The sequence below is a fragment of the Aliisedimentitalea scapharcae genome, assembly GCF_045277565.1.
GTDB classification, from domain to species: domain Bacteria; phylum Pseudomonadota; class Alphaproteobacteria; order Rhodobacterales; family Rhodobacteraceae; genus Aliisedimentitalea; species Aliisedimentitalea scapharcae.
Window position 1 is genome coordinate 85,663 of record NZ_CP123585.1, and the last position, 25,829, is coordinate 111,491.

The 25,829-nt window shown below is 56.1% G+C and carries 24 protein-coding genes; 17 read left to right on the plus strand and 7 right to left on the minus strand.

All coding sequences use genetic code 11. The annotated features are described in order from the left end of the window. Positions 1-92: 92 nt before the first annotated feature. The gene (locus QEZ52_RS21080) at positions 93-1,307 is read right to left on the minus strand and encodes an ABC transporter substrate-binding protein (RefSeq protein ID WP_343211983.1); all 1,215 of its coding nucleotides are present in this window, start codon (positions 1,305-1,307) and stop codon (positions 93-95) included. A gap of 324 nt (positions 1,308-1,631) precedes the next feature. Here QEZ52_RS21080 and QEZ52_RS21085 point away from each other — a divergent pair, with 324 nt between their 5' ends. From QEZ52_RS21085 to QEZ52_RS21130, 10 genes are all read left to right on the plus strand, one after another. Continuing rightward, positions 1,632-2,093, plus strand: a complete 462-nt coding sequence (locus QEZ52_RS21085; protein WP_343211984.1) for an ester cyclase — start codon at positions 1,632-1,634, stop codon at positions 2,091-2,093. 11 nt (positions 2,094-2,104) lie between these two features. Further along, on the plus strand, positions 2,105-2,665 hold the full coding sequence (locus QEZ52_RS21090) for a VOC family protein (protein WP_343211985.1): 561 nt from the start codon (positions 2,105-2,107) through the stop codon (positions 2,663-2,665). Between the two features lie 71 nt (positions 2,666-2,736). Next, positions 2,737-3,522 (plus strand): SDR family oxidoreductase, encoded by a 786-nt coding sequence (locus QEZ52_RS21095; RefSeq protein ID WP_343211986.1) that lies wholly within the window; start codon positions 2,737-2,739, stop codon positions 3,520-3,522. Positions 3,523-3,534: 12 nt separating this feature from the next. Beyond that, positions 3,535-4,446, plus strand: coding sequence for an ADP-ribosylglycohydrolase family protein (locus QEZ52_RS21100; protein ID WP_343211987.1), 912 nt, complete (start codon positions 3,535-3,537; stop codon positions 4,444-4,446). 158 nt (positions 4,447-4,604) lie between these two features. Continuing rightward, positions 4,605-5,288: an urea carboxylase-associated family protein gene (locus QEZ52_RS21105; RefSeq protein ID WP_343211988.1), complete on the plus strand. Its 684-nt coding sequence runs from the start codon at positions 4,605-4,607 to the stop codon at positions 5,286-5,288. Between the two features lies 1 nt (position 5,289). Continuing rightward, entirely contained in the window at positions 5,290-6,834 is a 1,545-nt protein-coding gene (locus QEZ52_RS21110) for an amidohydrolase family protein (RefSeq protein ID WP_343211989.1), read from the plus strand. Then, on the plus strand, positions 6,831-7,718 hold the full coding sequence (locus QEZ52_RS21115) for a polysaccharide deacetylase (protein ID WP_343211990.1): 888 nt from the start codon (positions 6,831-6,833) through the stop codon (positions 7,716-7,718). Before QEZ52_RS21110 ends, QEZ52_RS21115 begins: the two co-directional genes overlap by 4 nt. Beyond that, positions 7,718-9,010 (plus strand): amidase family protein, encoded by a 1,293-nt coding sequence (locus tag QEZ52_RS21120; protein WP_343211991.1) that lies wholly within the window; start codon positions 7,718-7,720, stop codon positions 9,008-9,010. Before QEZ52_RS21115 ends, QEZ52_RS21120 begins: the two co-directional genes overlap by 1 nt. Beyond that, positions 9,007-9,477 (plus strand): hypothetical protein, encoded by a 471-nt coding sequence (locus QEZ52_RS21125; protein WP_343211992.1) that lies wholly within the window; start codon positions 9,007-9,009, stop codon positions 9,475-9,477. The genes QEZ52_RS21120 and QEZ52_RS21125 overlap by 4 nt, the downstream gene beginning before the upstream one ends. Positions 9,478-9,530: 53 nt before the next feature. Then, positions 9,531-10,187, plus strand: a complete 657-nt coding sequence (locus QEZ52_RS21130; RefSeq protein ID WP_406651287.1) for an FMN-dependent NADH-azoreductase — start codon at positions 9,531-9,533, stop codon at positions 10,185-10,187. 339 nt (positions 10,188-10,526) lie between these two features. Here the strand turns inward: QEZ52_RS21130 and QEZ52_RS21135 are convergent, their stop codons facing one another. Continuing rightward, positions 10,527-11,456 (minus strand): choline kinase family protein, encoded by a 930-nt coding sequence (locus QEZ52_RS21135; RefSeq protein WP_343211994.1) that lies wholly within the window; start codon positions 11,454-11,456, stop codon positions 10,527-10,529. A gap of 9 nt (positions 11,457-11,465) precedes the next feature. Further along, positions 11,466-13,889, minus strand: coding sequence for an FAD-dependent oxidoreductase (locus tag QEZ52_RS21140; protein ID WP_343211995.1), 2,424 nt, complete (start codon positions 13,887-13,889; stop codon positions 11,466-11,468). A 149-nt stretch (positions 13,890-14,038) separates the two neighbouring features. Here QEZ52_RS21140 and QEZ52_RS21145 point away from each other — a divergent pair, with 149 nt between their 5' ends. Next, a complete protein-coding gene (locus QEZ52_RS21145; RefSeq protein ID WP_343211996.1) occupies positions 14,039-14,806 on the plus strand; it encodes a DeoR/GlpR family DNA-binding transcription regulator in 768 nt (255 codons plus the stop codon). 40 nt (positions 14,807-14,846) lie between these two features. On the opposite strand, the gene speB is transcribed toward QEZ52_RS21145, so the two are convergent. Further along, positions 14,847-15,812: an agmatinase gene (gene speB, locus QEZ52_RS21150; RefSeq protein WP_343211997.1), complete on the minus strand. Its 966-nt coding sequence runs from the start codon at positions 15,810-15,812 to the stop codon at positions 14,847-14,849. Positions 15,813-15,972: 160 nt separating this feature from the next. Continuing rightward, positions 15,973-16,125, minus strand: a complete 153-nt coding sequence (locus QEZ52_RS21155; protein WP_343211998.1) for a hypothetical protein — start codon at positions 16,123-16,125, stop codon at positions 15,973-15,975. Positions 16,126-16,269: 144 nt separating this feature from the next. Between QEZ52_RS21155 and QEZ52_RS21160 the strand changes: the two genes are divergently transcribed. From QEZ52_RS21160 to repC, 6 genes are all read left to right on the plus strand, one after another. Continuing rightward, the gene (locus QEZ52_RS21160; protein ID WP_343211999.1) at positions 16,270-17,163 is read left to right on the plus strand and encodes a LysR family transcriptional regulator; all 894 of its coding nucleotides are present in this window, start codon (positions 16,270-16,272) and stop codon (positions 17,161-17,163) included. 427 nt (positions 17,164-17,590) lie between these two features. Continuing rightward, entirely contained in the window at positions 17,591-18,550 is a 960-nt protein-coding gene (locus tag QEZ52_RS21165) for a tyrosine-type recombinase/integrase (protein WP_343212000.1), read from the plus strand. Positions 18,551-18,632: 82 nt separating this feature from the next. Next, positions 18,633-19,679: a D-cysteine desulfhydrase family protein gene (locus QEZ52_RS21170; RefSeq protein ID WP_406651291.1), complete on the plus strand. Its 1,047-nt coding sequence runs from the start codon at positions 18,633-18,635 to the stop codon at positions 19,677-19,679. Between the two features lie 401 nt (positions 19,680-20,080). Then, on the plus strand, positions 20,081-21,181 hold the full coding sequence (gene repA, locus QEZ52_RS21175; RefSeq protein WP_406651293.1) for a plasmid partitioning protein RepA: 1,101 nt from the start codon (positions 20,081-20,083) through the stop codon (positions 21,179-21,181). After that, positions 21,181-22,146, plus strand: a complete 966-nt coding sequence (gene repB / locus QEZ52_RS21180) for a plasmid partitioning protein RepB (protein ID WP_343212002.1) — start codon at positions 21,181-21,183, stop codon at positions 22,144-22,146. The genes repA and repB overlap by 1 nt, the downstream gene beginning before the upstream one ends. 150 nt (positions 22,147-22,296) lie before the next feature. Further along, positions 22,297-23,523: a plasmid replication protein RepC gene (repC, locus tag QEZ52_RS21185; RefSeq protein WP_406651296.1), complete on the plus strand. Its 1,227-nt coding sequence runs from the start codon at positions 22,297-22,299 to the stop codon at positions 23,521-23,523. A gap of 93 nt (positions 23,524-23,616) precedes the next feature. On the opposite strand, the gene QEZ52_RS21190 is transcribed toward repC, so the two are convergent. Both QEZ52_RS21190 and QEZ52_RS21195 read right to left on the minus strand, forming a co-directional pair. Then, the gene (locus QEZ52_RS21190) at positions 23,617-24,516 is read right to left on the minus strand and encodes a DMT family transporter (RefSeq protein ID WP_406651298.1); all 900 of its coding nucleotides are present in this window, start codon (positions 24,514-24,516) and stop codon (positions 23,617-23,619) included. Positions 24,517-24,605: 89 nt separating this feature from the next. Next, complete coding sequence (locus tag QEZ52_RS21195) at positions 24,606-25,790, minus strand: M24 family metallopeptidase (RefSeq protein WP_343212005.1); 1,185 nt, start codon at positions 25,788-25,790, stop codon at positions 24,606-24,608. Positions 25,791-25,829 lie beyond the last annotated feature (39 nt).

Consider the following 25,829-nt stretch of genomic DNA (forward strand, 5'->3'; position numbering starts at 1 on the left):
TTCCGGCTCTGAGTGACGGGAAACGAGAGAAAACAACGCCGCACCTTTGGAAGAAGAGGGGGAGAGCAAAGGCGCGGCGGACGTCGGGATCGTTATTGGATCCACGACGGTTTCACGATGTCACCCACACGGGTGTCACCCACGACCAGGCGCACGCGCTGGCCGTTTTGCACCTGGAACAGCTGCGCGGGCTGGGTCTCGGACCCGTTGTCGATAAAGTTGCGGTCGTTAAAGGCGAATTTGCCAACCAGACCGTCATATTTCATGTCTCGGATTGCATTGGCGACGGCGGCATGGTCATCCGCATTGCCAACCTGTTTTACGGCAGCGGCCCACATGTTGACCATGTCGTATACAGCGGCAGCCAGGCTGACCGAAGGTTCTGCGCCATAGGCGTCTTTCCAACGCTCGACGAATGCATTGCCCGCTTCGTTGTCCTGATGAGCATTCAAAGTGAACGTCAGGATGCCTTCGGCCTGACCCTGTACAATCACATCATCCAGACCGGGGGTTGCACCGATATAGCCGACATTCAACAACGCCTCGCCTGCTGGGTTATTCTTGTATTGCGACAAAAACGTTGTGGCGACTGCAGGCTCGAGCGCTTCGAGATGAATCAGCGATGGCTCTGCTGCCCGGATCTGGGACTGGATACCCGTCCATTCCACGGTGTCATACGGCACTTCCTGAACGTAAACGACTTCCCAACCGACGGCTTCGGCTGCCTCCGCCATGGATTTGGCATTGTTGATGTCCCATTCGAAATCACCGTGTACAATAGCCAGACGTTTTGTGCCAAAGTCATGACCGGTATTCAGCACCATATCAAACTGTGATTTGCCGTAATTCACATCCACATCCGACGCGTTGAAGATGGCATTGCATCCCATACGTTCTGCCAGGTCGATCACGCCGATCACAGCGTCATTGTGGATATAAGGGATGCCATACGGACAAAACGCCGGAATGTCCGGCCCCATACCGCCATAGCCGTTGATCAGCGCGCTGACACCGCCGCGTTCGATCAGGTTTGCAGCCGCAGCGGCCAGCTTGTCCGGGGTCAAATCGCCGATGTCAAAGGTCACGACTTCTACTTCATTGCCCAGCAAACCGCCCTTGGCGTTGATTTCATCCACCGCCAAGGTGATCGCCTGCTCCATCGTGACACCATCGGCAGCAAAATACCCGGTCAAGGGAATAGGCGCGCCCAACGAGATAATGTCCGCCGCTGCCGTGAATCCACAGGCCGCCATCGCACAGGCCAACAGGCCGGTTCGGGCTCTGGTCTTGAATGTGTTGAGTGTCATTTTTGTGTTCCTCCCAGTTGGAACGTTTTGGTTTTCTGTCCTTGGGCGGGGCGCAGGTGCGTTTGAGCAAACCTTTCCCGTAGACCGAAACCACAAGGGATCGGACCTGTCCGCCATTTGTGTGATGGGCCGTTGCGCACGGTCATCGGCGCTCTGCCGGAGTCGATAGAACATCGGACACCAACCAAGAGGCTGACGGCAGTGTTAGCGGGGATTCCCTGAAACAGTGCCTGAAATCTCCTCAGCCCAGGCATGAGGTTTCGTCGGGTGACACAGGCACCGTCTGGTTGCCACGGTGCTCCCGACCGGAAACAGGAGACCAACATGACCGAACAGGATCGCAACAAACAGACCGTCGCCGATATCTATGGCATCTGCTGGAACCAAGGCAACATGGACAAGATCGACGAAATCTTTGACGAGAACGTCAGCCACGCCCAGTTTCTCGAAGGCTGGCCTACGGGCCGCGAAGGGTTCAAGACGCTGGTGAATTTCTGGCGCGCCGCCTTTCCCGACATCCATGAGGACGCCATTGATCTGGTGGCCGACGGCAACACTGTGATGAGCCGGTTCCGCCTGCGCGGCACCCACAAGGGAGACTTTTACGGCATCCCCGGCACCGGCCGCAAAGTCGACATTTATGGTGCCGAGTGGTTCAAGTTCGACGCGAACGGCAAAGTCACCGACTACCTCTACCACGAAGACACTCTGGGCCTGTTCTTCCAGCTTGGGGTGATGCCTTTACCGCATCTTGCCATCGCCGGTGTCGACGGTACCGAAAAGTAAGGAGCCCGCCCATGGACCTGTCCACCCTGCCATCTGTCGTGACCAATGAAACGTTGTCCAATACCTTTCTGGGCAACGTCGTCGAATTGTGCATCGTCACCGACGACCATATCAAAACGATGGAAGGCTTGTGCAAATTGGGCATCGGTCCATGGGCCGTCTATACGTTTTCACCGGAAACTGTGACGGATCAAACCTATCGCGGCATCCCTTGCGAATTCGCGCTCAAGGTGTGTTTTGCCAAATCTGGCAACATGATCTGGGAGCTGATGCAACCTTTGTGGGGGCCATCCATCTTTCAGGATTTCCTGGACCAGTGCGGAACTGGTTTTCACCATATCGCCTATGACTGCAATGACATGCCGTGGGAGCAACGGATTGCTGATCTGGAACAACGCGGGTTCGAAATGGTGCAGTCAGGCAAATGGCAAGGACGCAATTCATTTGCCTTTTTCGATACCCAGGACGCCACCGGCACCACGTTTGAAACCTACGTCTTTCCCGATGATTGGGACTATCCCGAACCCGAAAGCTGGTTTCCATCCCGACCTGCCGAAGGGCTGACCTGGTAAGACATACTCCCTGAACTCAAACGGTGTCTGGCTCTGGCCGGCACCGTCCTTTTTTGTCGGAGACACAGAACATGCAAGACATTCGCGGGCTCGATTTCAGCGGGCAGACCGTCATGGTGACAGGTGCCAGCCGAGGCATCGGATATGGCGTGGCCCACTCCTTTGCCCACCAGGGCGCAACAGTTCACATTCTGTCACAAGGAGAGGATGTACATGATGCTGCGGCCACCTTGGCCGGGGAAACCGGACAATCCGTCACCGGCTGGACCTGTGACATTACCGATAGCGCACGGGTAGACGCCATATTCAGCCAGATCCCGGCATTGGATGTGTTTGTCGCCAACGCGGGTCTAGAAGCTGTGACTCCTATTGATGATCGCAGCGCCGATGCCGAAGCCACGTTTCGCCGCATCATAGATATCAACGTGGTGGGCACCTATCTTTCCACCCGCGCTGCTGTTCCGCTGATGCGGGACGGAGGACGTATTATCATCACTGCATCAATTTGGGGCAGCACGGCAGTGCCGGAGCTGGGTGCGTATGTCGCCTCCAAACACGCCAATATCGGGTTCATGCGCACGTTGGCGCATGAATTGGGTCCCCGCGGGATTCGGGTAAACGCGGTCTGCCCGGGTTGGGTAATGACCGGTCCTGCGTTGAATACTCTAAAGGAAATTGCGCGCGACCGTGGCATCTCTGCGAAAGAGGTTGCGCGCGAAATCAGCAATGATCAATCCCTGCCGGGTGTTCAATCCGCCACAGATGTTGCGCTTTCGTACCTCTACCTCGCATCGCCGCTGGCCGTTAACATTACCGGACAGAAACTGAATGCTGACCGCGGTGCGGTGCAGGGATAGGAGACAGACGGGATGAGCAAAAATCGCGACATGATTTTGGGCGCACTGGTCGGGGATGCCGCATCCCTGGGGCTGCACTGGATTTATGATCAACCGCGCATTCGTGCCGTAGGGGGGGCAAAACCGGAATTCTGCATCACCACCAGGCAAGATTATGACGGGATCCCGTCCTATTTCGCACACCCGTCCAAAGCACCTGGCGATCTGACCCAATACGGCGAACAGTTGATGGTCATGTTGCACGCACTTGCGACATCAGAAGGGCGATACAACCAAACCCATTACGAACAGGCGTTTCTGACCCATTTTGGCGACGGCGGGAGTTATCAGGGGTATATCGACCACGCCACCCGCGAAACTCTGGAAAACCTGATGGCCCGAAAGACGGGGGATTCTGCCTGTCCTGGAGCAGACGACACACAGTTGCCCGCGGTGGCAAAGTTGCCGGCATTGATCGCCGCCGGGCAAGAACGCAACGCCGTGGCTGCTATTCGCACCACAAACAACACGGATATCGCCGAGGTTTATGGACAGGTTGCAACCGCAATGCTGGTCGCCGCCCGCGATGGTCACAACGCCCGCCAGGCCGTGAACGCCGGGCTCGCAGTCGCGGATAACTCCATTCGCGCCCCTTTGGAGGCCGCCTGCGCCGCTACCGATCAAAGCACCGAAGACTTTACTGCCGATATTGGCATGGCGTGCGAGCTGTCCTTTGGTCTACCCAGCGTGGTTCATACCCTGTTGACCGCTCCGACTTACACAGATGCCATCCGTCGCAACATTCGGGCCGGGGGCGATTCCTGTGGTCGTGCAATCCTGCTTGGGGGTGTGCTGGGCGCGGTCCATGGTCCACCACAGGACTGGGTCGATCGCCTTGTCAGCTTAAAGGACATTCAACAGCGCATGGAAACTCTGGAGATTTGATCGCAACACAGGACCTGTTTTGCTTCAGAGCCCTTCAACCCTTTTGCCTTGGGGGAAACCTTAGAAAACCTTTGGTCTGACCTGAATTTTCCTCAGTTTTCGCGAGCCCCGCTTTGGTGTGTGCTGGAGAGGATGATTTCCCGCGAAAGGTCCGCACCATGACTGTATTCGATCCCGGCCAACCGGACGGTACCAACCGTTCTCTCGACATAGCGATTTCGGCAGACGGGTCGCCCGAACCGGGACGGCTTTACACCATCGCAGCGCGTTGCGGCATGGCTGTGCGGGTTAATGCGGGCCAAACCCTGACCATTTCGAACCCATCCGGTCATCAGGTCTGCGATTTCTGGATCTTTGCCTCGGATGACCTGGGCGAATATTCCTCGATGGAACATCTGCACACCGCGCTGGGATCGATTTTCCCCAAGGTAGGAGACGGGATCACATCGAACCTGCGGCACGACCTGATGACGATCACCGAAGATACATCCCCCGGTGTCCACGACACGGTGATCGCGTCCTGTGATCATGCGCGTTATCAGCAGCTGGGATGCGCCGAATACCACGACAATTGCGCCGACAACCTGCGTCAGGCATTGATCGCTATCGGGTTGCGCGCCCCTGCCATACCTGCGCCCTTTAACCTGTGGATGAATGTGCCGGTGCGCGCCGATGGCAGCACCAGTTTTGAACCGCCAGTGTCCGCCCCTGGCGATCAGATGTCATTTCGCGCTGAAACCGATGTGGTTGCTGTCATGTCCGCCTGTCCACAGGATGTGACACCGGTCAATGGCGTTGGCACCACACCAGATACTCTGGAATTTCGGGTAACAGGCGGCTGAGATGACATCGCTGTTGTTGACCGGCCGGTGGGTGGTTCTGTGCGCGCAGGACGTGCGCACCAACACGTCTGTACTGATCCGCAATGGTCGAATTGCTGACGTTGGACCCACCCGGGCCCTACGTCAGCAGCACGCGGGATTGCCGGAAATTGGCGGGCTCGACTGTGCCATTCTGCCGGGTCTGATCAATGCGCATCATCATTGTTACGGTGTCGAACTGGCCAATCAGTCGATTGCCGATGACTTTTTGGAACCGTGGATGTTCAACGGTCCGGCGATGGTCGACCTATCCCCACATGTTGCAACAGCCCATGCCGGGGCCCGCCTGTTGCAAACCGGCGTGACAGCTGTGGTTGACATGTGCGCGGCTGGGGCATCCCGCGCACAGGCAGAAGCCCATCTGACGGCCAAAGCCGACGCTTATCGTCAATTGGGACTGCGCGCTGCTATTGCACCCGGCGAACGTTGGCAGAACCGAATTGTGCATGGCATAGGAGAAGAAGCCGCGTTTCTTGCGACATTGCCCCTGTCATTGCGCAGGCAACTGGCCCGCAGCGAAGCTGCGCGGGAGCGATTGTCGGCCACGGATTACCTGAATCTGGTTTCTTCCCTCGCCCGTGATGCATCGGGACCACAGAGTTTCTGGTTCGGGCCCACCGGCCCGCAATGGACACCGGACAATGTACTGCGCAAAATTGCCCAGGCCGCGGATCGGGTGGATACCCGCATTCAGACCCACGCGCTGGAAAGTCACTACGAAAGCCTGGAAAGCCCTCGCATTCGTGCACATTCGGTGATCGCGCATTTTGAACGCATGGGATTGTTGGGCGGGCGGCTGTCGCTGGCTCATGCCGTATGGGCGACACCATCGGACATAGACATGATTGCTGCGCACGGCACTCAAGTTAGCCACAACCCAGGTTCGAACCTGCGGTTGCGATCCGGGATTGCCCCTGCTGCGACGATGTTGGACGCCGGCGTCACCGTCGCTTTGGGCATGGATGGCACGACATTGGCCGGGGATGAGGACATGTTCGCAGAAATGCGACTGGCGTTGACCCTGAACCAGCCGCCCCACGTCACCGCCCCTGCCCTCACGGCACGCCGTGTGTTGGAGATGGCGACCCAGGATGGTGCCCGGCTATTGGGGCGCGGGCACGAGTTGGGCCAGCTGTATCCCGGATATTGCGCTGATGCCGTGGTTCTGGATCTGACCCGTATGACGGCCCCCTGGACCAGCCCGGCCATTGATCCCGTTGAATTGATCGTGGGCCGGGCCAAAGCACAGGATGTAAGTCATGTTTTGATTGATGGGCATACCGTCCTTCAGGATCGCCGCGTCACCGGACTCAATACCAATGCCCTGATGGATCAGCTGCGCGCCGAATTGGACCGTACGCCCCCTGCCCCGGTCGCTGCCCAGCTCCAACGTGATCTGCGCCCCTATTTGATGCGGTGGTACGCCCGTTGGGATTGCAACGCTGAGAACACCCATCCGCCGGTGACGCGCTATGGTGCCCGGTCTAATGAAAAGGACTTCCAATGATCCGCACTCCAATCAAATGGCCCAACGGGGCCCGCTGTGCCTGTGCCATCAGCTTTGATATCGACGCCGACAGCCTGATCCATATCTCGCGTCCAAAAGACGGGCATGACCGGCTCTATCCTATTTCGATGGGTAAATATGGCCCGACGGTCGCCATCCCGCGCATTTTGGAAACCTATCGCAAATTTGGTTTGAAACAGTCGTTTTTTGCCCCTGGGTGGGTCGTCGAACAATACCCTGACGCCATGGAGATGATCCTGAAAGATGGCCATGAAATCGGCCACCACGGGTATCTGCACGAAGACCCCACTGACCACGGACCGGCCGAACAACGGGCCTGGTTCGAACGTGCCATGGACAGTCACAAACGGGTGATCGGTAACAATCCTCGGGGCTATCGTGCGCCCGTTTACAATGTAAACCAGACCGTGATTGATTTGCTGATCGAGCACGAGTTTTTGTATGACAGCTCGCTGATGGCGGATGACATCCCCTATCAGATGAAAACAGATCAGGGATCACTGGTCGAACTGCCGGTACATTGGGGCACAGACGACTGGCCCACTTTTGCCCACTACGCGGAAATCGACTACATGATGCCGATCGTCGGTCCCAGCCACGGGCTGCAAGGGTTTTGGGAAGAATTCGAAGCCCAGTACACTGCTGGCGGGTTTTGGCTGGCGATCTGGCATCCTTTCCTGACCGGGCGCCTGGCGCGCTGGCAACAGGTGGAAACTTGGCTCGAAGGGGTTCTGAACCGGGGGGATGTCTGGTTTGCGCCTCTGCATGAAATCGCCGCCCACGTGCGCGCCGAAGCGGCCAAGGATTCAACCGCCGTCCGGCTGGAGGAGTTGCCCTATTACACGCGACCGGTTCTGTTCTGATGGGGGCGGTAAAGCGGCTCGCCCGGGTTTTGGAGCGCGTGGAACAAAACACGGCGGCTTCGGTGTTTCTCAGACGAGACGACGCGCGGCTGTATGATCTGGCCCGGGTGTCTGACGCCAGACGCAAGGCCGGAGTATCGTTGGGGCCGTTGGACGGGCAAGTTGTCGTGATCAAGGGCAATATAGACGTGCGAGGCCTGCCGACCACGGCCGGTTCGCGCAGCTTTGGTGCGCCAACCGCAACCGAATGCGCCCCGTTGGTACGCCAGTTGGTTGATGCCGGTGCCCTGCCCATGGGGCACGCGAATATGTCCGAATTTGCCTTTTCAGGATTGGGGACAAACCCGCATTTTGGCACGCCTCCAAACGGCCTGAATGCCGATCTGGTTCCGGGCGGATCATCGTCTGGATGCGCGTCCGCCATCGCTCTGGGCATCGCTGATATGGCGGTAGGCACCGACACGTCGGGGTCCGTACGGGTTCCTGCCGCGTATCAGGGGATCATCGGATTCCGCCCGACACTTGGTCGATATGACAATCGCGGTATCTTGCCCCTGGCACCGGCACTGGACACGCCCGGCCCCATGGCCCGCAACATGCAGACCATAACTTACCTGGATCAGGCCATGCGGTTGACTGCGCCTTCGAAAACGGTCCCGCCCGTGCACCGTCATGTGGTCCTGCCCACCGCTGCGGATCTGGGATGTCTTTCACCAGAGATTGAAACGCTTTTGGACGATGTGTGCCGCCAACTGCAAAACGAAGGATGGCGCGTTCAACGCCGTCCGATACCCGTGTTACCCGCGGTCCGGGCATTATTTGCCCAATACGGAACACTGGTCGCAGCCCAGGCGCGGATCAGCCTGGGATCCTATACCCGGTTGGACAATCCGCGACTTGATCCGAATGTCAGGGTTCGTTTGGACGCAGCTCGGCAAATATCCACGGCAGACATCGCCGCGTTGACCGACGCACGACCGCGTCTTCAGGCCCAATTGCGTGATCAACTGGACGGCGCAGTGATGATCCTGCCTACCGTACCGGACCTACCACCCCGTCTGGACATGATTGCGGATCAAACCGGGTTCGCCCGTCACAACGCGCGGGCACTGAGCCTGACCATGCTGGGTGCCTTTCTAGACATGCCCGCCCTGGCGCTGCCGTGCGGGCAGGGTTTGCCCGGCTATTCGCTGACCATAACAGCCCCTCAGGGAACAGACGATGTTGTCCTGAATACCGGAACCGCCCTGGAACCGCTTTTGTCACGCACCAATCAGGTAATATCCGCATGACCGACACAGACCAGATCGCCCAGGATCGCGCCGAAATCACTGCGTTGATCCAACGCCAGTTCGCTGCCCTGTGCTGGGATGAACACACCTCTCCCGACACACAGGCCCTGATCAGCGCATATCTGCCAGACGCGTCGTTGTTCGCATCTGCCCGCCCCGCAACTGCCCAGACGGCGGCCGATTTTGGCGAACGAATGATTGCGCTGCGTGACTCAGGCGCATTGCCCGTTTTCAGCGAAAAAGGGCGGGGCCTGCATATCTGGATCACTGGTGCCGTGGCTGTGGCGTTGGCAGGCTGCGAAATGCACGAAAACCGCAAGACAGTGACCCAGGATATCAGCGCGTTTCTTTTGGTACGCAATCCCCAAGGCTGGGTCATCGCATCCCAGGCCTGGGATATGTTGCCATCCATTGCCGATGCCTTTGCCGCGACCGGCCTGAATGCAGAGCCGTTCTTTTCCGGCTGAACCCCATCCCACCACAAAAATCCAACACACGTTCAACATCAATGGAGACCCTGATGTCTACCAACAAATCCCTGCTGATGGTGCATTCCAGCGCCCGTCAAAACCGGTCGCACACCCGTGAACTGTCGGCTCTGTTTGCCGAAACTTGGGCCGCCCAAGGCGGCGGGCAAATCACCCATCGCGATGTCGGCCTTTTCCCTCCAACAATCATCAACGAAGACTGGATTGCGGCCGTCTTTTCCGACCCTGAGCAATTGACCGCGCCCCAAAACGCCATCCTGGCTGAATCCAATGCCTTGATCGACGAAATCAAGGCAGCTGATGTGATCGCGATCGGTGCACCGATGTACAATTATTCGATGCCTGCCGCGCTCAAGGCGTGGTTCGATCTGATTGCGCGGGTTGGATTGACCTTTAGTTTTGATTTGGCTCGGGGCGATACACCCATCGAACCGATTTTGAGTGGCAAACAGCTGGTCATCCTGTCATCTCGTGGCGAATTCGATTTCGCGCCGGGCGGATCTCGGGCTCATCTTAACGGGTTGGACCCTGCCTTGGCTGCCTCCGCCCTGTATCTGGGTGCAAAGCGTGAAGAAATGGAAACGGTCGCCATCGAATACGAAGAGTTCAAGGACGCCCGTTGGGAACGCTCGGTGGCAATGGCCCAATCGCGCACGGTTGATCTGGCCCGAAAATTGGCCGCTGAGTAACAGGGGAGCACCCTGTTCAGAACAGCCGTTTGATGAACATCAGGCCGGACCCCAAAAGGGCCCGGTTATCCGATGATGTCCATGTGATACCTGTGGCTCACACCCGCCTGCTGCCTTTGGGAAGCCGTCACCTGTGCTTTTGCTTGATGCAGTTCATCGCATCTGACTTTCAGTCAGTTGCCCACAGGCCTGCTATGGCAACGATGTGCAAAAGACCGGCCTGCAGAATCTCTGCCGCCCTTCGATCCCCACAAACACAATGGGGGCTGCAATCGGTTGGCAAACCGATCCATCCGGTCAGGGAAACGCCCCATGGGGACGCGTCCTGATCGCATGGTTTTATGTCTTGGCTACGGCATGAACATGTGCGGCAAAAGAAGGGTCCAGCATCAGGGTTTTGCAACGTTCAAATCGGGTGATGGCATACAGCCAAAAGTCTTCAGCAGGATTACCGTCGGCGTGCTGGATCAGGCCCCAAAGCGTCCACAGCAAATCACACATTGCCTTGTAAATCACCACACGCCCCAATTCTGCGTCTGTTGGTGCGCGACCGAAATAGCCATGCAGCAACTCTGCCTCCTGAACGGCATCCATTTCGGCTTCGACCGACAAATCTCCAACGTCCCACAGTGGGTCATTCATGCCTGAGTATTCCCAGTCGACAATCCACATCGCCTGACCGTCATCCAAAAAGTTTTCGCACAACGGGTCGCAATGGCACGGGGCCAATGTGGCCGGGTTGGCCGCCAGCGCCTGTTTGACCGGTTCGGCTGCTGTGACAATGTCATGATAGCCTTCTGGCAAACTCACATCCCGAGTTGATAGAACACCGAGATATTCGTCTATCATGGCAAACAACTCAAATCGGAATTCGAATGTTTCTCCGGAATTATGCAGCTTTGACAGTGCCCGGCCCGCCCGGCCCGGCGACCCGGAACGGGATTTGAACAAAGCCGGGGTCATGGTTTCAATGTTGTCGATGGCCCGGCTGACCATGTCACCAGATGTGGGATCCGCCCAAAGAACTTCGGCCGAAATCCCTGCCCGCCACGCGGCCGTGGCATTGGAAATCTCCGTCGCCCGATTGATGTATTCCTCGGTACCTTCGCCGGGAATGCGCACGATAACCCGGTCATTCCCGGTGTCGACCAGATGAACAAGGTTTGTTAACCCGCCCAGCCGGGTAATCGTACACTCATTGGCGACAAGGGAACCAAACCCCGGTGTTTTGCGAAGCGTGCTCAGAATGGTTTTGGTGTATTTGGACATGACGCCTCCTCAGGACTTCAGGTTTTCATTTTGCGGATCATAAAGTGGCCCGTCGACCCGCCTGACAGGATGGCGCGCGCCAAACACCTCGATGTCAAAATGGGACTGATTCCAGAGTTCGCGATTCAGATAGCCAAAGATTATTGTCTGACCAACCGAATGGCCAAATCCGGCGCTGGTCGCGAGCGAGACAACAGTGTCCTCTTGCAGAATGGTTTCCCCGCCGTACAGCGGCAGCTTGTCCAGCGTTACAAAAGTACACAGTTTTCGATCCGGACCATCGGCCTTTTGCCTGGCCAGCGCATCGCGACCAATGAAATCACCGCCTGACTTCAGGTGAACCCGAAATCCCAATCCGGCCTCGATCGGGGTGTAATCTGGCGATATATCACCGGACCAATACAAGTATCCTTTTTCCAGTCGCAGCGAGTCAATCGCGCGATACCCGACGTCACGGATATAATGAACTGCCCCAGCTGCGCGCAACGTCTTATACGCGTGGACAGCGAATTCGGTGGGGACATGCAATTCCCATCCCAGCTCACCGACAAATCCAATTCGAACCGCCCGAACTGGGGCGCTGCCAACAGTAATGTCCTGAGCGGTTCCAAACGGAAACGCAGCGTTAGACACATCCTGTTCGCAGACAGACTGCAACACATCGCGTGCTTTTGGTCCGCAAAGGTTTATGACCGCCCGCCCCGACGTGACTTCGACGATGTGAACCGACCCGTCCGCCGGCATATTCCGGCGAATCCAATCGGCGTCATGGGTGCCAAAACCAGAACCTGTCACCAGATAGAAATGATCGCGACCCAGACGTGTAATGGTTACATCCGCTTCGATGCCACCGGTGTCGTTGCAGAACTGAGCGTAGATCACCGTGCCGTCGGGTTTGTCCATGTTGCACGCAGCGAGTCGCTGCAACAGATCCAGCGCACCGGAGCCCATGATCTCGAATTTGGCAAAGCTTGACTGATCTATCAGGGCCACCCCTTCACGGATGGCCAAATGTTCCAAGGCTGCGAACTGATGCCACCCTGGGTTCAGAAAATCGAGCTGGTCAACAGCGTCAACACCTTCGGGCGCAAACCAAAGCGGTCGCTCCCAGCCGTTCTTCGATCCGAACACTGCACCATTCGCCTTTAGAATTCCGTGAAGGGGCGACAGTCTCAGATTGCGCGCGGTTTCATGCTCCTGACCTGGATAGCGCATTTTGTAGTGATGCGCATAATGTTCGACAGCGCGGGGATACATAAAACTCTTGGTTCCGTGATGCGGACCAAAGCGTCGGCAGTCCAATGGCCAGAGATCCAAACTTGGGCGACCTTCAGTGATCCATTCCGCGATCATTTCACCCGCGCCGCCCCCCGCTGCAATGCCATACAGGAACCCGGTGGCCATCATCAGATTGTCAAACCCTGGTGCCCAGCCCATGACAAAATCACCATCAGCGGAATAGGGGATTGGCCCATTGATCACGGATCGTATGCCGACTTGATTCAAAACCGGTGTCACCTGTGCGGCAAGCTCGGCCAAGGGGCCAAAGCGCTCCAGATTGTCAGGCAACAGCTGGCGCACGAATTCGCCGGGAATCCCGTCATCTCCGAACGGTAACGTGCCTTCCTCGTATCCGCCGATCACCAGGCGGCCTCCGGCATCGGGTTTGTAATAGACCAGCCGTTCGGGATCGCGCAGCGTTGGCAAGCCTTTGACCAGATCAATATCCGGCAAGGGCTCGGTCACGATATACTGGTGTTCCACAGCACAAGCGGGCACATGTATCCCCAATTTTGCGCCCAACTCCCGGCTCCACATGCCAGCGGCCATGACGATGGTTTCCGCCTCATAGTCCCCTTCGCTGGTCAACACCTTGGTGATACGACCATTGTGTATCTCAAAATCCAGCACCTTGACGCCCTGGCGAATTTGCGCCCCATGTCTGCGCGCGCCCGATGCAATCGCCTGGCACAGGCTGGCCGGGTCGACATGCCCATCGGACGGGATATATGCAGCCCCCAGAAGTCCGCTGTCGTCTATATAAGGAAACAACTCCTTGGCTTCCTGAGCCGTGATCATTTCCATTTCCAGATCAAAACTGCGGGCCATCGTGGTCAACCGTTTTGCTTCGAGCAGTCGCTCTTCTGTGGCGGCCAGACGCAGGCTGCCAACCTTTTTCCAATCGAACTCCATACCGGTTTCTTCGGCTAGCCGATCGTACATCGCGACGGACCGTTTCAGCATCCGTGTTGTATTGCGCGATGATCGCAACTGACCGACCAGCCCGGCGGCGTGCCAGGTTGCGCCTTCGGTCAGAGATGCTTTTTCCAGAAGGACCACGTCCTTTTCACCGGATCGCGCCAGATGATAGGCGGTTGAACACCCGATGATGCCTCCGCCAATGATGAGATGTTTTGCAGAATGAATGGCCATTGCAGCTTCCCTGTTGAAGTTCTTGTGGGAATGAAACCTTCATTTGCGACATATTTCAACATTTTTGATCGCTTCATGTTGATATTTGTTGGTTGTGCGGCGTGCGCACAGGGCGTAACCTCAAGAAATCACTATATTTGCGTCGGAAAATGTCGAAATACGAAAAAGACATCCTCAACACCGTCAACTTGCGAGGACGGGTTTCGGTCACTGAACTGGCCGAAATCTTGCAGGTTTCGGACCAGACCATACGTCGAATCGTCAAACCAATGGTCGAGGACGGCCGCCTGTCCAAGGTACACGGCGCTTTGGTCAGCACACAGAATGTGCTGGATCCACCATTCATGGCACGGATGGAAAAGAACCGGGCTGCCAAGGTGGCCATTGCCAATGCGGTCGCCGACCGAATTCTGGACGGTGCTGCCATCGCCATTGATACCGGATCAACGTCTGGATACGTAGCGCAGGCGCTGCGCGCGCGTAAAAACCTGACCGTCGTGACCAATTCGGCCTATATCGCCGCCATCCTGGCCATGACCGACGGCAACCGCGTGTTCATGGCAGGCACGCAACTGCGTAACCACGATGGGGCCGCATTTGACAGGGCCGCATTTGACGTTATCGCCAGCGTATCTGTGGAAACAGCCATCCTCTCTGCATCGCAGGTTCACCCCAGCCGCGGCTTTATGGTGTTTGATCAATGCGAGGCCGACATGGCCGCAGCCATGAAACACGCTGCCGAGCGGTCCTTTATGGTTGTTGATTCCACCAAGTTCAGCGCAAGCGGCTCCAGCCCGGCGCTACTCCTGCCGGAACTCTTGCCGGATGATTTGATCGTCACAGATCGCCGCCCGCCCCCAGAATTCCGGGAACTCCCCGGACAGGCCGAGCTGGTGATCGCAGACATGCAAAGATAGGCGGGTCATCAGCCGGGGCCGACACCCGCCACAGGGTTCATCATTTCCTGTTGTGAAAGATGAACCCGATAAAGTTCAGCAAAAGTTGTGCAGCCAGGATCTGAGTGCTTTCGCTCGGGTCATAGGCCGGGGCCACCTCAACCAGATCAATGCCCACCACATCTCCGCGTTTGCTCAGACCTTGGAGAATTTCGAGCACATCGTAATACTGAAACCCTCCGTGGCTGGGTGTGCCGGTTCCAGGTGCGATCGACGGGCAAAAGGCGTCTATATCGATGGTGACATAGTAACGCGCACCTTCGGGAATCCGATCCAGGATCGCCTCGGTACCCAGCTTGCGCACCTGGCGGACTGACAGAATATCCGACCCACGTGCGCGGGCATCATCATAGCCTTCTTTGGCAGTCGAGGACACATTCCGTATGCCCAGCTGGGTCATGCCAGACACATAGTCCTTTTCAATCGCACGACGCATCGGGTTGCCGTGGCCGTCTGTGACGCCGTGACGTTCATCAACAAAATCCAGATGGGCGTCGATCTGGACCACATGGATGGGCCCCTTTTCCGCACAATCAGCAGCATAGGCATTGATGCAGGGAATATTGATCGAGTGGTCGCCACCGATCGTGACGGGAATGGCACCCGCATCCAGCGCCTTTTTCACACCATATTCAATGTTGGCGTGGCTTTCATTTGTTTTGGTATGGATGATGTCTGCATCACCCATGTCGATAATCCGCACATCTGCACCCAGATATGTGGCGTCATCTTCGTGATCATAGGCCCCTGCGTGGCCAAAGCTGAACAAAGTCGATGCCTCACGCACGGCACGCGGGCCAAAACGCGCGCCCGAGCGGAATTGGCACCCAAAATCGAACGGCGCACCCAAAATCGCTACATCGGCGTCAATCTGGTTCCAGTCTTCGACATAAGGCTTCTTGCCAAATGTAGCGATGCCGACAAATGGCAGGTTCAACCGACCTGCTTCGTAACCATGTTTGGACATGATGGTCTCCTGTGTTTTTCTTAGCGTGTGTTAGGCCAGTTCCAGCTGGACCCAGTCGATGTGTGGAAAGACATCCAACAGGGAAACAAAACAAGCCCGTTTCCCCTGACCCCGTCGGTGGCTGGAGGGAACGGAAAAATCGGACCCAGCATCACCAAGGTCAAACACCTTTTCCCACTTGGGTTTCACAGCTGGTGACCAGCATGAACGCGCCCGCAATTTGCTGGATCACATATTTCAGGGCGGTCAATGGCACCCGGTTCAACAAGGTTGCAACCGTGATGATCTTCGGGTGTTTCAGGCTGAAGGCCATATGATGTTTTCCCCAAGACTTGTTCCATTCGGATCGCAAAGGACAAAAGCACGGGCAAAAACATGAAAAAATATCAAACTCTTTATCTTTGAGTGAATTTTTTTTATGAAACGAATGGGGTGCAGGTGCCCATGGGGAACGCCATTGAAACTGTTAAGAAACACGTTGCTCGAAACCTTTGTGAGTGTGGTGGAATGTGGCGGGTTCACTGACGCCCAATATGCTTTGGGTGTAACCCAATCCGCGATCAGCATTCGTATCCGCGATCTGGAAGCTGCGCTGGGGTATCGCGTGTGCGAACGGGGGCGCGCGGGGTTTCGCCTGACCGAACGGGGCGAAATAGCCTATCAGAAAGCACGGGACATCTTGCGCAGTGCCCGGGATTTTGACGCAGAACTTCTCGAACTGCGCGATGTCATAACCGGAGACCTGAGAATTGGTATCATTGATGCGACCAGCACTTTGCCCGGAATTGGTTTGGTCACGGCCATACGGGAATTCCTGTCCCGGCCAAACGACGTACGGCTCGAAGTTCTGATTGCATCACCAACTGACCTGACACAGGGATTGATATCCGGTGATCTGCACGTCGCGATCGCGCCGTTTCGCAACCTGGTTTCCGAATTGAGCTATACTGAACTATGCACCGAAGAGCACCGGCTCTATTGCAGTGCGTCACACCCTTTGTTTGACATACCCGACCCAGAAATCAACTTGGATGTCCTGGCATTCTATCCACAGTGCCAACGCGCCTACGATCTGGCTGTTCCCCCCGAACTCGGATCGCCTGAGCCCAAGGCCGTCGTGGCCAACATGGAGGCTATGGCGATGTTGATCGAAACGGGTCACTACCTTGGAGCCCTGCCGACCCATTTTGCCAAAACATGGGTTCAAAAGGGTGTCTTCCGTGAATTTGGAAACGAGTCCTTGGTCCGAACGTCGGCCTTTTATCTCGCAATGCGGCATTCGCAGCTTCATCGCCGCGCGGTTGAGCTTTTTGTTCAAGACGTAACTCGGCAACTTCGCCGTTTGGCCTAGAACGTTGGGATGTTGGCAAGGCTTGTCGTCGATTGCCCCCAAACGCCCAATCATGTTGAGAAAACGCACCCCAGTGACCCGGCCGCTTCTTGATCCAACTTTTTTGGCAAAAACGCCACAACGCCCGTTGGCACGGAAAATTTGGATGTGCAGCGCTGGAGACAAACCTGTACACTGTCCGAGGCTGTTGCAGTGTCGCCCTTGGAAACAGAAGGTGACGGCGCTTAATCCGTAAATTATTCGAAAAACCGCCGCATCCTGCGACCCAAGGCTATGTCCAATAATCTTGCGTTCAGGATCGTTTCAGCCCAGTCTATCTCCCAGATCAACCCGCACCTCCAGGGCCTTGGCAAAAGTGACTGATCCGTCAATGAACCCGTGTCACAAGGTAGCGTCGCAGAGTCCGGGAACCGAAGGTCCAGACCATATGTCCGAAACTGACACCGACCACGCTCCCCATACTACTGCGCCTGCAACAATTGTCGCGTACAAAGCCGATTGGAAGCACTTCACCCGCTGGTGTCGCCAACACGGCCTGGACCCATGGCCCCCATCCCCCGACCTGGTCAGCCAATATATAGCTGATTGTGCATCGCCCAAATCCAAGGCCCCTGCCCTGTCGGTTTTCACCCTAGAACGACGCCTGTCTGGCCTCGCCTGGCAGTACGCACAACGTGGTCAACAGTTGGATCGATCCGACGAGCGCATTGGCGCGGTGCTCGCGGAGGTTCGCCGCCAACATGCCGGTCCTGCCCGACAAAAGATGGCCGTTCAGACCCAGGACATTCTGGCCATGGTTGGCACTTTGTCCTTTGGTCTGCGGGACATGCGCGACAAAGCCATTCTGCTGATTGGATACGCCGGCGGGTTACGACGTTCCGAAATCGTCGGGCTCGACATTCGGCACGGTGACACAATAGACGGACACGGATGGATCGAGATCGAAGACCAGGGTGCCATTGCCATTCTACGCGGCAAAACAGGTTGGCGCGAAGTTGAAATCGGCCGCGGGTCCGGCGAACACACATGCCCTGTTCATGCGTTGGAAACCTGGGTTCACTTTGGCAAGATTACAACTGGCCCGGTGTTCCGACAGGTCAGCCGCGACAATCAGAGAACCAATGCCAAGCGCCTGAATGATAAGCATGTTGCACGCCTGATCAAACGCACCGTCTTGGCAGCCGGCTTGCATCCCGAATTGCCTGAAAGAGAGCGCATGGCCATGTATTCGGGACACTCTCTTCGCGCCGGGCTGGCCACCAATGCCCAAGTCGAGCGCTTGGCAGCGCAAAAGCAACGGGAACATATCTCATCAGAATTGCCGCCACGACACCCCCACACCCGGGCGCGATTTCGGGTCAACCTGACCAAGGCTGCCGGGCTTTAGGGTGCCCCCCCTTGATTGCAGCGCGAATTGCCCGTCAATTTGGGTTGACGTTTCCACGCTGACAGCAAGAAAGGCCCGCCTCATGACCCAACGGTTTTCTGATCTGGTCTCACGACTGCCTGTGTTATCCAAATTCTCCAGACTCCCGTTGTATGACACACCCACCCCGCTGCAAGCCATGGCAAACAGCAGCCGAAATCTGGGGGTGAAAATCGACATCAAACGCGACGACCTGTTGCCCCTGGCAATGGGCGGAAACAAAGTTCGCCAATTGGAGTTCTACTTGGGGCAAGCCAAAGCCAATGGCAGCGACACTGTTTTGATCACCGGAGCCGTTCAGTCGAATTTCGTGCGCCTGTGCGCGGCGGCCGCGCGAACTCAGGGGTGGCACCCGATTGTGCAGCTTGAAGACAGGGTTCCAAATACAGATTCCCATTATGCATCGTCGGGGAATGTGTTGCTCCTCCAACTGCTGGGCGCTGAAATCATCCGCTATCCCATGGGCGAAGACGAAGCAGGCGCAGATGCCAATCTGGACGTGATCGCGGACAGGCTGCGCCAGAACGGCAAACGCCCCTATGTCATCCACTTGGGGCTGGACCACGCTCCCTTGGGTGCGTTGGGATATGTGGCGGCGGCCGTTGAAACCAGATTGCAATACCAGGTCCGCGGGATTGATCCCGATCACGTAGTTGTCGCATCAGGCAGCGGATTGACACATGTCGGCTTTCTGGCCGGTGCCCGAGCAATTGGATGGAACGTAAATGTATTAGGTGTTTGTGTCCGTCGATCTGCCAGCCTGCAAATCAAACGGATCAAACAACGCGCGATGGAGACATTCCGTTTGTTAGACTCTGATTATCAACTAAAAAGTTCCGATATTGACGTTTGCGACGCCGTTCTTGCTCCGGGATATGGACAGATGAACAAACCGGTATCCGACGCGATAACTCTCGCAGCGCGTCAGGATGCAATATTGCTGGATCCCGTCTATACCGGTCGCGGTTTTGCCGGTCTTTTGCATCATGTTCAGACCGGCAGAATCCGGCCTGGCGACCGAGTTTGTTTTTTGCACACCGGCGGGACACCAGGGATTTTTGCTTATGGCGATCAAACGATAGCAGATTAGAGCCTAATACAGGACGTTTTGACCCGTATCCGCCAACTCATACCAACTGATACGATTCGACAATTGCGCCTGTGACCTGCTTGTCAGCTTTCTTTTCTCGCTTTTTTCTGAGAAATCTGGATTTTGGTGGATTCAAGGAAAAATGTTTTTTATTCAATCAATTATGGATGAAACGGAACTTATCCACAGTGATTTGGAGGGCTGGGGATAACACTCCAAGTAACAGGAAATTCAAGAATCTATTGCAAAACGCCCGTCTTCTTGCTTAAAGAAACGGTAAATAAGGCGCTGACGATAAACAGCGTTACTAAAGCAGAGGGCAGACTGTGGCACAATCGATCCACATCAACCAGCGCGTTCGCGAGAACGCGGAGAATCTCAGTGCGGCTTTGGAAAGCCACATGCTCACGGTTTTCGCACCAGATGCACGCAAGGAACTGAGGCTGTTCAGCGCCGGAGAAGCCGCCGAATTGTTGGGTATTTCCGCGTCATTCCTGCGTAAACTGCACTTCGACAATCGCATTTCAGAGGTTCATACCACACCTGGGGGACGGCGCCACTATTCCGCTTCGGATCTGTTGGAAATTCGCAAGACATTGGAAACCACAGCCAAATCCGAAGGGACTTATTTGCGTGGCCGTCGCCCGGGAGACAAGGTTCAAGTCCTGTCTTTTCTGAACTTCAAGGGCGGGTCAGGCAAGACCACGTCCTCGATCCACGCTGCGCAAAGGTTAGCGCTAAAGGGGTATCGAGTGCTATGTGTTGATATCGACCCGCAGGCCTCGTTGACCACGCTCTTTGGCTATCGGCCAGAGTACGACTTTCTTGAATCCGGGACCATCTATGATGCCATCAGGTATGATGATCCGCTGCCCCTGTCACAGGTTATCCAGCAGACATTTTTCACCGGGATCGATCTCGCTCCGGGTGGGTTGATGCTTCAGGAGTTTGAACATGAAACCCCTCAGGCGCTGATGAACAATATTCAGCCTGCGTTTTTTGCACGCATGGCCGCGGCCCTGCAGGAAGTCGAGTCCAATTACGACGTTATCATTTTTGATTGCCCGCCGCAGCTGGGCTATCTGACGATGTCAGCGCTGTGTGCTTCGACCGGGATCCTGATCACCATCGTTCCCAATATGCTGGACGTGGCGTCCATGTCGCAGTTTCTGCAGATGAGCGCCGACCTGTTGGATGTGGTGTCCAATGCTGGTGCCAGTATGGAATTTGATTTCCTCAGGTTCCTGATCAACCGTTATGAGCCAAATGATGGCCCACAGCAGCAGGTCGTCGCATTCTTGCGGCAATTGTTCGGCGACGAGGTCATGGTGGCCCCGATGCTGAAATCCACTGCAATTTCTGACGCGGGGCTGACCCAGCAGACAATTTACGAAGTCGACCGATCCCAGTTTCATCGCAACACCTACGACCGTGCGGTGGATTCCCTAAATCTAGTGAATGATGAGATCGAGTCCTTGCTGCAACAAGCATGGGGGCGTTGATGGCACGCAAAGGTATCCTGACAACCAAAATCACTTCTCCGGATGAACGCCCCAAACCCGCTGCGCGAATGATGCCACGCGGGGCTGTTGGTGCCTTGCAGTCGTCCCTGACCAAGCTTCAGGAAAACGCTGTTCAAGAGGTGGACGCCGCGCTGATCGACGACGCCGGGTTCGAAGACCGTCTGGGTATCGATTCCGCCGCTCAAACTCAGCTCAAGGATAGCCTGAAGACTTATGGTCAGCAGGTTCCGGTCTTGTTGCGCCCCCATCCTCAGCAAACCGGACGATACGAGATTGTGTATGGTCGTCGCCGGTTGATGGCACTGCGCGATCTGGGATTACCGGTCAAAGCCATGGTCCGACAATTGGATGACCATGCATTGGTGATGGCCCAAGGCCAGGAAAACACATCACGCCAGGATCTGTCTTTTATCGAAAAGGCCAGCTTTGCCGCCCAACTGCAAGAAGCCGACTATGACCGGCAGACAATTGCAGCGGCACTGTCAATCGACTTGCCTATGGTCAGCCGAATGCTCAAGGTCGGAACAGCTTTCGACTTGGGCTTTCTTCGCTTGATCGGCTCGGCCCCCGGAATTGGACGAGAACGCTGGATTGCCCTGGCTAAACTGTTTGAAGACCGGTCCGCCAAGACCCGCGCCATATCATTTGCAGGTCAATCAGAGATCTCCGGTCTTGATTCAGATGCACGGTTCGAAGCTGTTTACAGCCGCGCTGCCCATCAGCCGGAAACCACAAAACCCAGCTCGCCTGCCCCCGCCAAACCCCGCACTTTACGCGGGACCGATGGCAAAGCCTTGGCTGACATCCGCACGACCAAACGAGGCGTGACGTTGAATGTCCCCTCACGCACGGCGGCTGGCTTCGATTTGTGGCTGAATGACAACGCCGAAGACCTGATTACCGAACTGCACGATCGCTGGAAAAATCAGCAGTCGGACAGCTGAAGACCAAAAAGAAACAAAGCAGGAGGCACGAGAGCACGACGGCAAAAGAAAAGCCCCCCAGGAAAATCCCAGAAGGCCCTTCTCAAACTTAGCACCTTGGAGATACCCCGCCTTCCCTGAACCTGTCAACTCTGCGTATGCGCGTGGGGCGTGGATTTTGTTGTCATTCGTGAAATTTTCATGGAAATCACGTCCCAATCACAAATTGGGCGAGCGGTAGAGCTGTCTTTGACGCCTGTTGCCTCGCTGACGCACGATCTATCGCAGGCTCCGCAGTATGATAAATGGGAGGTGCTGAATGCACTGACCCAGGCCGCAGAGCATTTTGAATTGTCACACCGCACGCTGTGCGTGCTCAAAGCTTTGGCGACATTTCTACCTGAACGCGACATCACCGCCCTCCCCGGCTCGGCGATCGTTTTCCCGGCCAACCGCACACTGTCCACCCGCCTCTCGGGAATGCCCGAGAGCACGCTGCGGCGCCATTTGGCTCGGTTGGTGGACCTCGGAATTATCAAACGCCATGACAGCGCAAACCGCAAAAGATTTGCCCGCCGTGTTGGTGGCAACGTCCAAATTGCCTTTGGGTTTGATCTGGCCCCGCTTGCCTTGCATGCCAATCAGATATTTGACGCCGCACAACACATCCAACACCAAACCGAACAGCTTCGTGTGTTGCGTGATCAGGTGATTCAACTTCGCCAGCAGCTGGTTGAACTTGATGAGGGTGCGGATCACAGCCAACTCATTGCCCATGCCGGCCGGGTTCTGCGTCGCAAACCCGAAGCCAATTCATTGCTGAACCTAATCGACGCGATCAAAGCTGGCATCGAAACCAGCAGACAATCGGCCGTTGATCCAGGTGGAGTTCTTGTGAAACCAATGGAATTGAGCGGCAGTGACATCCAAATTGAGCGGCACATACAGGATTCAATAAACCAATCTTTTGACTCTGAAGAAGAAGGGCAGGGAAGCAATCAATGTGCACAAGACACAGAATGTGAATTGCCGGGAGAAAATGCCGAGAGCAGCAAAGATCCCAGTCTTTCGCTTTTGAAATCTGTCTGTCGAGAGATCCAAAGCTACTTTCCTGACTTTGGATGGTCCAAACAGGAGATCTATCGAATTGCTGATCAGGTGGCTCCCATGCTAGGCATTGATCAACCCGTTTTGCATCAAGCGCGTCAATCCATGGGCCCTTTGAATGCAAGCATCTCTATCATGTGCATTCTCGAACGCACCCATGATATTCGCAGCCCGGGTGCGTATTTGAGACGCTTGTCGCAAAAGGCGCAAATCGGGCAGTTTTCTACACTTCCGATGGTTCAGGCCTTGTCAAAGAGGCACTCGGCACGGAATTGTCAGGTGACAATCTGAAAAAATGTTAGAAAACAAAGAGATAGGTGGTTATAACCTCTGAAAATGTGTGATTTTCCGGCAGATTCAAGTATTTAGACATAACACCAAAGGTCAGGGGTGGTTTATTCCAACTTTTGACCGGCTGACAATATAGACGCCCAGCAGGCACAACCCAAAACCAACGACCGTATGCAGCGTAATCGGTTCGCCCAACAACCCCCAGGCCAACATCAGCGCCAACGGGGGAACCAGATACATCAACGTGGACACTTGGGTCATGTTTCCGCGTTGAACCAATGCCACATACAGGCTGATGGAGATCAAAGAATTCGCAATGATGAGATATGCCAGAGAGATAATCAGATTAGGGTGCCAGTTGATCACCTGTGTTTCGCTCCACAACGCGATCGGCGTCAGAACACACACTCCAACGGCGTATTGAACCACCCCGCCCAGGATCGGATCCGTGCGACGTCCATGGGCTTTCTCCAACAGTGTTGCAGCAGAAATTCCGGCCAGAGCCCCCAATGCCAAGAGCCCGGCAGATGGTGGAACACCCTGATTGCCGGTGTTGTCGAGCACAGACAGAGCGACACCTGCGAAACCCAGGCCAAGCCCAACCCACATAACCGGACGGCCCCTAGGCTCAGCGACCAAGGGTGCCAGTGCCGCCACCAAAGCAGGTTGAAGCGCCATGATGATCGCTGTGGTTCCAGCTGCCAAACCTTGTTTCATGGCCAGATAGGCGAGGCCAAAATATACGCATTGGATCAAGAAGCCACTCAAAGCCATTAACATCCAATGGGTGGCATCCCGGGGTAGGGCAGGGCGGTATATTGCCAGCAGTGGAAGCAAACAAAGCACGGCCAGCCCATACCGCACCGCCAACATTGTCATCGGCTCAATGTGGGGCAGGCCCAGTTTGGCAAAGCTGTAGCCGCCAGCCCAAAACAGGACGAACACCACCGGCGCACATGCCCAGAATAGGCGGGACAGGCCCGGCGTGGTCATGTCATCGCCAGAAGATGGCATGACATTGCGATAGGGGGTTCATCCATCGCACAACTCTCCCATTCCATCTGGCGATGACGGTGTTCCCGTCACTCTTTGACAAACAACCGTCGTTCAATGTTGCACAGGGGTTCGGCTGCTCCACTGTCGGTGATCAGTATGGTTTCGGTCGTTTCCAAACCCCAACTGTCCATCCAGAGTGCGGGCATGAAATGAAACACCATTCCTGGTTCCAGGACGGTTTCATCTTCGCTGCGGATAGACGCGGTGCGTTCGCCCCAATCGGGGGGGTAGCTCAGCCCGATTGGATAGCCACACCGCCCCTCGCGATGGATACCGTGTTCCTCCAGCACTCCGACAAAAGCATTGGCAATATCGCACGTCCTGTTGCCGGCGCGGGCCGCATTCAACCCGGCTTCGATCCCTTCGAGCTGGGCCTGTTCGGCGTCCAGCATTTCCTGAGGCGGTGTCCCCAGAAATATGGTCCGACACAGCGGGGCGTGATAGCGGCGATAACAGCCCGACAATTCAAAGAAGGTGGCCTCGCCCTTGCGCATAGGCGCGCCGTTCCAGGTCAAATGCGCGGCTGTGGCGTCCAACCCCGAAGGAGTTAGTGGGACGATTGCGGGATAGTCACCCCAGATGTCATCCACCCCGGTCAAACCCGCGTGATAGATATCTGCCACCAGATCGTTTTTTCGCAAACCGGGTTCGGCCCGGTCCAGAGCCGTGTTGATTACCTTTTCCGTAATGCGCGCGGCCTTGCGGATGAAACCAATTTCGTCATCGGATTTTACCAACCGTTGCCAGTTTACCAATGCCGTGGCATCCGCAAAATGCGCATCTGGCAACTCGGCTGTCAAAACAGCATGGGCTTTGGCCGAATAGTAATAGTTCTCCATCTCGACGCCAATGCGCGCCTTGTGCAGACCCAGCGCCTGAATATGCCCGGCCAGATCCTGCATAGGGTGGCGCACAGTCGATTGTACATAATGGTCGGCGTAACCGTGAATCGCGTCCGCCTCCATCCAACAGGTGCGCAAGGCCCCAAGGCTATCCATATGGCGCCCCCACCAGATTGGGTCCCCGTCCATTGCCAGCAGCACACCCTGATGCACGTAGAACGACCAACCATCATAGCCGGTCAGCCAGGCTTGGTTTGATGGGTCGGTGACGAACAGCAGATCAATCCCCGCCTGCGCCATGGCTGTGCGGGTTTTGGCAATGCGGCGATCATATTCGGAAGTCCCGAAGGCAGCAGTGTTGGCGGGCATGAGTGTCCTCGTGGTCAGTGACAGAGCCGAATATCGCTC

What these genes read in the sequence shown, in the direction of transcription:
- QEZ52_RS21170 (WP_406651291.1), top strand. Translation starts at nt 18,633, where the DNA reads ATGACCCAACGGTTTTCTGATCTGGTCTCACGACTGCCTGTGTTATCC.
- QEZ52_RS21190 (WP_406651298.1), bottom strand. Translation starts at nt 24,516, where the DNA reads ATGACCACGCCGGGCCTGTCCCGCCTATTCTGGGCATGTGCGCCGGTG.
- QEZ52_RS21085 (WP_343211984.1), top strand. Translation starts at nt 1,632, where the DNA reads ATGACCGAACAGGATCGCAACAAACAGACCGTCGCCGATATCTATGGC.
- QEZ52_RS21080 (WP_343211983.1), bottom strand. Translation starts at nt 1,307, where the DNA reads ATGACACTCAACACATTCAAGACCAGAGCCCGAACCGGCCTGTTGGCC.
- QEZ52_RS21125 (WP_343211992.1), top strand. Translation starts at nt 9,007, where the DNA reads ATGACCGACACAGACCAGATCGCCCAGGATCGCGCCGAAATCACTGCG.
- repB (WP_343212002.1), top strand. Translation starts at nt 21,181, where the DNA reads ATGGCACGCAAAGGTATCCTGACAACCAAAATCACTTCTCCGGATGAA.
- QEZ52_RS21095 (WP_343211986.1), top strand. Translation starts at nt 2,737, where the DNA reads ATGCAAGACATTCGCGGGCTCGATTTCAGCGGGCAGACCGTCATGGTG.
- QEZ52_RS21195 (WP_343212005.1), bottom strand. Translation starts at nt 25,790, where the DNA reads ATGCCCGCCAACACTGCTGCCTTCGGGACTTCCGAATATGATCGCCGC.
- repA (WP_406651293.1), top strand. Translation starts at nt 20,081, where the DNA reads ATGCTCACGGTTTTCGCACCAGATGCACGCAAGGAACTGAGGCTGTTC.
- QEZ52_RS21155 (WP_343211998.1), bottom strand. Translation starts at nt 16,125, where the DNA reads ATGGCCTTCAGCCTGAAACACCCGAAGATCATCACGGTTGCAACCTTG.
- QEZ52_RS21130 (WP_406651287.1), top strand. Translation starts at nt 9,531, where the DNA reads ATGTCTACCAACAAATCCCTGCTGATGGTGCATTCCAGCGCCCGTCAA.
- QEZ52_RS21135 (WP_343211994.1), bottom strand. Translation starts at nt 11,456, where the DNA reads ATGTCCAAATACACCAAAACCATTCTGAGCACGCTTCGCAAAACACCG.
- QEZ52_RS21110 (WP_343211989.1), top strand. Translation starts at nt 5,290, where the DNA reads ATGACATCGCTGTTGTTGACCGGCCGGTGGGTGGTTCTGTGCGCGCAG.
- QEZ52_RS21090 (WP_343211985.1), top strand. Translation starts at nt 2,105, where the DNA reads ATGGACCTGTCCACCCTGCCATCTGTCGTGACCAATGAAACGTTGTCC.
- QEZ52_RS21120 (WP_343211991.1), top strand. Translation starts at nt 7,718, where the DNA reads ATGGGGGCGGTAAAGCGGCTCGCCCGGGTTTTGGAGCGCGTGGAACAA.
- QEZ52_RS21105 (WP_343211988.1), top strand. Translation starts at nt 4,605, where the DNA reads ATGACTGTATTCGATCCCGGCCAACCGGACGGTACCAACCGTTCTCTC.
- QEZ52_RS21145 (WP_343211996.1), top strand. Translation starts at nt 14,039, where the DNA reads ATGTCGAAATACGAAAAAGACATCCTCAACACCGTCAACTTGCGAGGA.
- QEZ52_RS21115 (WP_343211990.1), top strand. Translation starts at nt 6,831, where the DNA reads ATGATCCGCACTCCAATCAAATGGCCCAACGGGGCCCGCTGTGCCTGT.
- QEZ52_RS21100 (WP_343211987.1), top strand. Translation starts at nt 3,535, where the DNA reads ATGAGCAAAAATCGCGACATGATTTTGGGCGCACTGGTCGGGGATGCC.
- QEZ52_RS21140 (WP_343211995.1), bottom strand. Translation starts at nt 13,889, where the DNA reads ATGGCCATTCATTCTGCAAAACATCTCATCATTGGCGGAGGCATCATC.
- QEZ52_RS21165 (WP_343212000.1), top strand. Translation starts at nt 17,591, where the DNA reads ATGTCCGAAACTGACACCGACCACGCTCCCCATACTACTGCGCCTGCA.
- speB (WP_343211997.1), bottom strand. Translation starts at nt 15,812, where the DNA reads ATGTCCAAACATGGTTACGAAGCAGGTCGGTTGAACCTGCCATTTGTC.